This is a genomic window from Lactobacillus sp. UBA5813 (genome assembly GCF_002417895.1).
Classification (GTDB): Bacteria; Bacillota; Bacilli; order Lactobacillales; family Lactobacillaceae; genus Lactobacillus; species Lactobacillus amylolyticus.
The window spans coordinates 1-6,452 of record NZ_DICZ01000012.1; the positions used below are offsets into that span (position 1 = coordinate 1).

Genomic DNA, 6,452 nt, shown 5'->3' on the forward strand with positions numbered 1-6,452 from the left:
CGTCATACTTTGCGTAAGCATCGTGTCTTTCAAAGCATGTCGCGCAGAGCAACCTGTCATGACAATGCGGCAATGGAAAGCTTCTTCCACATTATGAAGGTGGAAATGAATTATTTTACTCATCACTTTGAAACCAAAAAGCAGCTTGTCAAAGCCATGAAAGAATGGATAGAATACTATAATCACAAAAGAATCAGACACAAGCTAAAAGGCCTAACTCCGATAGAATATCGGAATCAGACCTTAAGTAAATTTATTTAGAAATTAACGTCCAGTTTTAGGGGGTTAACTTCACATTAAAGTTAGCTGCCTCATTTGAACCTTGTTCAAAGGTTTTATCTTGAGTATCCAAAACCTTGTGAACTTCAACATAGAAGAAGTGTGAACTTTGACCATTTTGATTTGCTTGACCAGGGTTGGTGAGTCTTAAACCACCCTTAGTGCCATATGAGTAGTAGGCAACTGGAACTTGGTCGTTAGTGTTATCTGGGTTTACTGAGTAACCGTATTTTTGCAAAACTGCTTGAATTGCGGCTAAGTTAAGATGGTAAGTACCGCCTTGGTATAAAGTATTGTTATTGCCGAATTCATAACCAGAATTAGTAATTTCCATGACATCGCCAATCTTTGGCAATTCGTTTGCAAAAGCTGAGTCATCGATTAAGGTGTATTGAACCGTCATTGTTACGAACAGCCAAATTGTAACTGTCGTTAGCAACTTGATCTTCGGTCAAAACTGTCTTTGGTTCGTTGACTGTATGAACAAGAGTCCTAGTATTATAATTATTCCAATTAGCCGGATCAATAACGTTTATATTGTCCGTACCGTACCCTTTTCATTAACAACAAGTGGCACATTTAATTTTGCAGTTACACCAACAGGAATTACACCTTTAAAACCAATTTGATGTGCAACTGAAAGAGCATCTTTACCATGTTGACTAACCATTTCATCATAAGTAAGCCATTTATTATTTTGATCAACATAGTAAACAGTCAAAGCATTGTCATTAATAACTTGACCATCTTTAATAAATTCAACTTTAGCGGCTTTGTCAGTGTCAACTTGCAAAGTCTTGTTTTGACGTCCAGCATCATTTGTCCATGAATTGATCATCAAACTAGCAATATCTTGCCAACTATTAGGATTGTTGTCACCTTTAGTACCAATTTGAATATCTTTCTCACTAACATTCTTAAGGGTTAAATGAGCTTCAATGTCTTCATCATCTTTGGCATTTAAATCAGCAGTGTTAATCTTGCCAGCAGCTGCTGAATGAACTTCTTCAGTTTGGTTGCTATTCTTATTATTCGCACTAATAGAATAATCATATTCAACTGAATTCTTATCATTAACACCTACAATTGAAGCATTGTCTTTACCTTGACCACTAACCTTGTTAGCTTGTGCATCAGTATTTGAAGCCTTAGTAGTTTCAGTTTGAGCATTTGCACTTTCTTCTGCCCCAGTCTTTGCAGAAGAAGTGTTATCTACATCTTTGTTATTTGGATTGGAATTTGATTCAACTACTGCAGCCTGACCTCCTTTGCCTTCAGCAGCATGAACTTGATTACCATTTACACTTAAGAATGCAAGTCCTAATAAAACAGAAGCAGCACCAACAGTTAACTTTCTAATTGAAAAGCGTTGTTTCTCATTTGCTTGGTTTAAGGACAATTGTTTTTTATTTCTCCCTAACATATCTTCAGTCTCTCCTTATTACTCTGCTATATTTATCTCTTCATTCCTTACGTTGCTTATAATAACATGTGTTATTTATAATGCAAGCAAAAAAGTGTCAAAAACGTTGATCTAAAGATAACTGTGGGCACTTTTTCATCATCAAAAATACCGCTGTTTTTGTCATTAAATGTGACTAGTACCTACTAATATTGAGCTTTTAATAAAAAACAGTTTAGAAGAAAAATTCCTCTAAACTGCCGATTTTCATTGAAAATTTTTTTTATTTTCTTTTTACAATAACGCTCTTAGGACTATAATCTCCGTTATTTTGGGCGTCGACCATGACCTTTTGTTCCTTTTTAGAAGTCAAAACAGTGGCCGAGAATTTGCCATCTTTACCCACAACAACGGAATTTAATGTCTTATTGGTTTTGGCATCCCACATCACAATCGTTAATGAACCTTCTTCGCCAGGATCAGAAACCTTGCCTGAAATTGTAGCTACGGTGTGTTTCTTATTATATTTAACCTTATTCAAAGTAATGGTCTTCTTCACCGTCGTCTTCTTTGCAGCTTTCATATGAACGTTCACGCTAAGGTATCCATCACTACTTAAAATAAAGTTTTGTGCTTTTGCTTGAAGCGGCACGTTAATCTTGAATTGACCCTTCTTATTAGCATTGGTGTTCTTGCCCTTCTTGGTATCCGTACTAATCAAGCTAACTTTGGCATCTTTTTTGGCCGTTCCTGAAACAGTTGCCAGACCGTCTTTGTAAGTCACTGAATTTAATTTAAAGAAGCGTTTATTGTTCTTTTTGACCTGCAAATCGCTTGCTGAAAGAATTCCCAGCTTGTTCTTCATTGTCAAGATACGTTTGACTGAACGATCGATTTGCTTTTTAGAAATTTTGCCCTTCTTAACAGCCTTTTCAATTGCTGGAATTGCCTTAGCATAATCAGCTGACATCAGCATATCGTTGCCAGCTTTGACGGCTAAAACTTCAACGCTTTCATTGCCATGTTTTTTAGCAAAATCTTGAATTGCTCCCATTTCCAGCGCATCAGTGACAATGACGCCTTTAAAATTGCAGTCCTTGCGCAGCATTGTAATGATTTTTTTAGAAAGAGAAGCTGGATAAACCGGATCAATCTTGTCATAAATGACGTGGGTCACCATCACCGAATCAGCCCCAGCTTTAATTCCAGCCTTGAATGGCAAAATATCGCTTTTCATCAACTGCGACTTAGTTTTAGTCACATGAGCAAAACCAGTATGCGTATCAGCCGCATCCCCATAGCCTGGGAAGTGCTTCAAAGTGGCGGCTACCAAATGATTATGTTGCCAAGCTGGTACCACTTGCTTGATGTAGTTAGCGACAGCGCGATAACTATTTTTACCCATTACACCGCCAAAACCACGCTGATAAATAAAAGAACTGGGATCATCGCTGTAATCTGCGTCAGGTGCATAATTCCAATTGATCCCTAATTTATGAAGAAGCGTCGCATTTTCACGCGCATATTGCACAACTGCTTTCATGCCGCTGCCCTTTTGAGCATTTTCAGCATCTTCATATTGATCACGCGGGAACTTGAATTCATCACCATTTTGTTTAGCCAAACCGCCATGAGTTAATCTTGAAACTGAGCCGCCTTCTTGATCAATGCCAATTAAAAGCGGCAATTGAGCAGCCTTTTGATAATTAGCAATTTTGCTCTTAAATTGGGCATCGGTATAATTCTGCATATCTGCATCGTAAACGATGTAGCCGCCTAAATTGTATTGATAGGCATCACGTTCAGCCTGACCAAGCTTTTGCGGAGTACGAGCAATGAACATTTGTCCAATTTTTTGGCGCAAGCTAGCTTTTTTAATATAATTATCGATCTGCTTAGTCGACGCTGCTTGAACAGTGTTAGCACTAGCCCCGCCTAAACAAGCGGCCAGCGTAATCCCTGCTATAGCAGCAGTGACTGCTTTTTTGAAAAATTTCATTCTAATGTCCTCCTAGCATTATCACGAAAGCGTTCTTTGTTGCTTTCAGTTTATCTGCTCGGGCAGCTTTTGTTAATAACAGGAAGATTACAAAAAATGACCCCAAAGCAACTTGCTCTGGAGTCATTTCTTGTAAGGTATATTGTTCCGGATTTATAAATGAGTTAGGGAAGAATCAAAATATTTTTGATTCAAGTTAATCATAGTTCAGGTTATTTTTTAGTCAATTAATATGCTCAAACTTTTCCTAATGTAATGCATAATCTTAGCTTATTAGAGCATACCATTTATATAAGTTTATTGCTATTTTTTCATGATTTATTTTAAATAAAATAGTGAAATAACCAAAATTATCGCTTTGCTATCTTTTTTACTGAATCTCTTAAAATCAACTTGCTTTTGCAAACTATCGTCAGCTCTCAAACAAAACATATACAAATGAAAAAAGCATCTTTGCTCATGTTGAGTAAAGATGCCTTTTAGATTTTTTCAAATTTTTGGCTCTATAATTTTTCCTGTTGATGGCCTATCTCTGTGATAAGCTGTTAACAGGTTTTTATTTCAAAAAAAGAGGACATAGTCCTCTTTTATAAAAAATCTATTCCACTAAAAATTTTAAATTTTCGCTTGATATTGAAGATCAAAATATTATTTTTAAAGACTGTTTTTATCGCTTTTTTGATGGCAGAAAGCAGAAAATCTATCAGGCCGTTTTGCTTCGGCCGGCCAATTATTATTCGTTTATTTAAACAGAGAGTCCTCTGCCGCTCTTGCCAAAAGCGCTCAGCGCACTAACCGAAGACCGCTCCATGACCAGCATTACCCGCGAGAACAATGCTTCCGTCAACACGGTTCAAAGACTCTTAGGAGCTTGCTCGCATAGATTTCTGGACGGCTTTGATTATTTGCCTGAGCATTTGGCTTTTGACGAATTCAAGGGAGTCGACAGAAAGCTTCATTTCGCTCCCGAGGCTAGAGCCAACGTAAAAACAGTCGCTATGGATCTCAACTTTTATTATCAAGACATTGTCAGAGCCTGCTTTCCTAATGCTCAGATTGTCATTGACCGCTTCTGATGATTTGGACAAGATTCATCCGCGCTGCAATTGGCACTGCAAGGATTCGCTTACTCAGGAGCAGATTGTTATGGAAGGAATTAGTCCTAATACAACGCTGGAAAATTCATACAATCTAATGCAGGATTTCTTTACAGCCTTAGAAGACAATGATAGTCAGAAGCTTAAAAGAATCATCTGCTCAAAAGAACCGGTGGGCGGTCTAATGCATAAAACGCTTTTAACGTTCAAGCATAATTTAAAGGCCGTATTAAATGGAGCAACAGTCAAGCCATTCCAATGGCTGCCTAGAAGGCTTCAACCGCAAGATTAAACAAATTGAACGAACTGCCTTTGGTTATTCTGATTTTATTAATCTCTTAACAAGAATCAGACTGGAAGAAAACAAAGTCAAAGAAAAAGGATCAAGCAATTTATTAATTGCTTGATCCTTAAACTTTGCTCTTCATCAACAGGAATTGAAAAAGAGCCTTTTTTATTCTGAATTTTTAGCGGAATTAATTAACTGAGAGCTTTTAATTAGTACCAGTGGTGAGCTAACCAAAACTTCTTAGCATTAACCCATGAACCGTAACGGCTGTGAACATATTGATCAGCAACCTTTTCTTGGTTAGCAGCTGAGTAGTCACCACCAAGGTATGAAGCTGATAATTGATACTTACCTATGTATTGACCATTGCTTGCTGAGTAAGAACCACCTGATTCTTGGTTAGCAATCCAAGCTTTAGCACTAGCTTCTGAACCAGTTGCAGTTGAAGTGTATGAACTGGTAGTTGAAGTTGCGTAGCTAGTAGTAGAAGTTTGGTTTGATTGAGTAGTTGAAGCAGTAGTTGTTGAAGTAGTAGTTTCAACCTTTACCCATTGGTTCTTGCCAAGATCGTACCACTTATTGCCTTGATTGTCGTAAGCAGTCTTGATAACCTTCCAGTTAGTATTTGCTGCTAAAACTTGACCGGTAGCAGCACCGTTTTCGTAGTTGTTGTATACAGTAGTTGATTTAGTAACTCGGTAAGTAGCAGCGTCATTTTGAACAATGGCAGCTTGTGCCTTGTTTGAGTTAGTGCTGTTGATCGTAACGATACCTGCAACAGATAATGCAGCAACAGCAATAGTTTTTGTCAAGATAGATTTAAGTTTCAAAAAATTTCCTCCTTAAAAATAAAAGTTTTTGATTTTTTCTAAATTGAAATACTTCGTCTGTCTTTCAATTGACATGCTATATATTACAGGGGAAAAGTTTCAGAACGATAACAGAATTATCACTCGCAGATTAAGAAAATGTTACCTTAAATAATGCATTGTAATATTTGTAACATAAATGTAGCAATTGCTTTTTGGCTAGAAATTCGATTATATCAAGCTTTTCCCATTCTTTTGTATAATGAAAGCACGTACGTTTGCATCTAGCAACTGAATCAGCTTTTGCAATATTTGGCAACATTCTTGCAAAGAAAATCCGTGACTTTTAAGAATTCTTTGTTGTTTCTAGCCGATTTGACCTATAACATAAATGAAATTCTAAAAAGCGAGGTAAATTCTATGGCTAAATATGAAGTTAAATTGTCTGAAGAAGATTTACAAATCATCAAGGATTGTCATTCAAAGAACCCTTCAATCATGAAGGCTATGAATGATGCTAAAAAAGTAGAAGATTAATTAAAAAAGCCCTGCATTCTGAAATGAGACCTAAAAGTTA

5 protein-coding genes and 1 pseudogene are annotated in these 6,452 nt (G+C 36.9%); 2 read left to right on the forward strand and 4 right to left on the reverse strand.

Going from position 1 to position 6,452, the window contains the following annotated elements:
• Positions 1 to 261, forward strand: a 261-nt coding sequence (locus B2008_RS02320) for an IS3 family transposase (RefSeq protein WP_286822272.1), incomplete at its 5' end; no start/stop codon positions are given.
• A 16-nt stretch (positions 262 to 277) separates the two neighbouring features.
• Here B2008_RS02320 and B2008_RS02325 read toward each other — a convergent pair.
• The 3 genes from B2008_RS02325 to B2008_RS02335 all read right to left on the reverse strand — a co-directional run bounded on the left by B2008_RS02325 (position 278) and on the right by B2008_RS02335 (position 3,680).
• Positions 278 to 718: a hypothetical protein gene (locus tag B2008_RS02325; RefSeq protein ID WP_281828595.1), complete on the reverse strand. Its 441-nt coding sequence runs from the start codon at positions 716 to 718 to the stop codon at positions 278 to 280.
• Between the two features lie 93 nt (positions 719 to 811).
• Positions 812 to 1,702 (reverse strand): YSIRK-type signal peptide-containing protein, encoded by an 891-nt coding sequence (locus B2008_RS02330; RefSeq protein ID WP_281828592.1) that lies wholly within the window; start codon positions 1,700 to 1,702, stop codon positions 812 to 814.
• Between the two features lie 262 nt (positions 1,703 to 1,964).
• On the reverse strand, positions 1,965 to 3,680 hold the full coding sequence (locus B2008_RS02335; RefSeq protein WP_281828591.1) for a glycoside hydrolase family 3 protein: 1,716 nt from the start codon (positions 3,678 to 3,680) through the stop codon (positions 1,965 to 1,967).
• A gap of 726 nt (positions 3,681 to 4,406) precedes the next feature.
• Between B2008_RS02335 and B2008_RS02340 the strand changes: the two are divergent.
• Positions 4,407 to 5,184 (forward strand): annotated as a pseudogene (locus B2008_RS02340) (transposase); the annotation flags it as partial.
• Positions 5,185 to 5,275: 91 nt separating this feature from the next.
• On the opposite strand, the gene B2008_RS02345 reads toward B2008_RS02340, so the two are convergent.
• Entirely contained in the window at positions 5,276 to 5,896 is a 621-nt protein-coding gene (locus tag B2008_RS02345) for an SLAP domain-containing protein (protein WP_281828589.1), read from the reverse strand.
• Between the last annotated feature and the right edge of the window lie 556 nt (positions 5,897 to 6,452).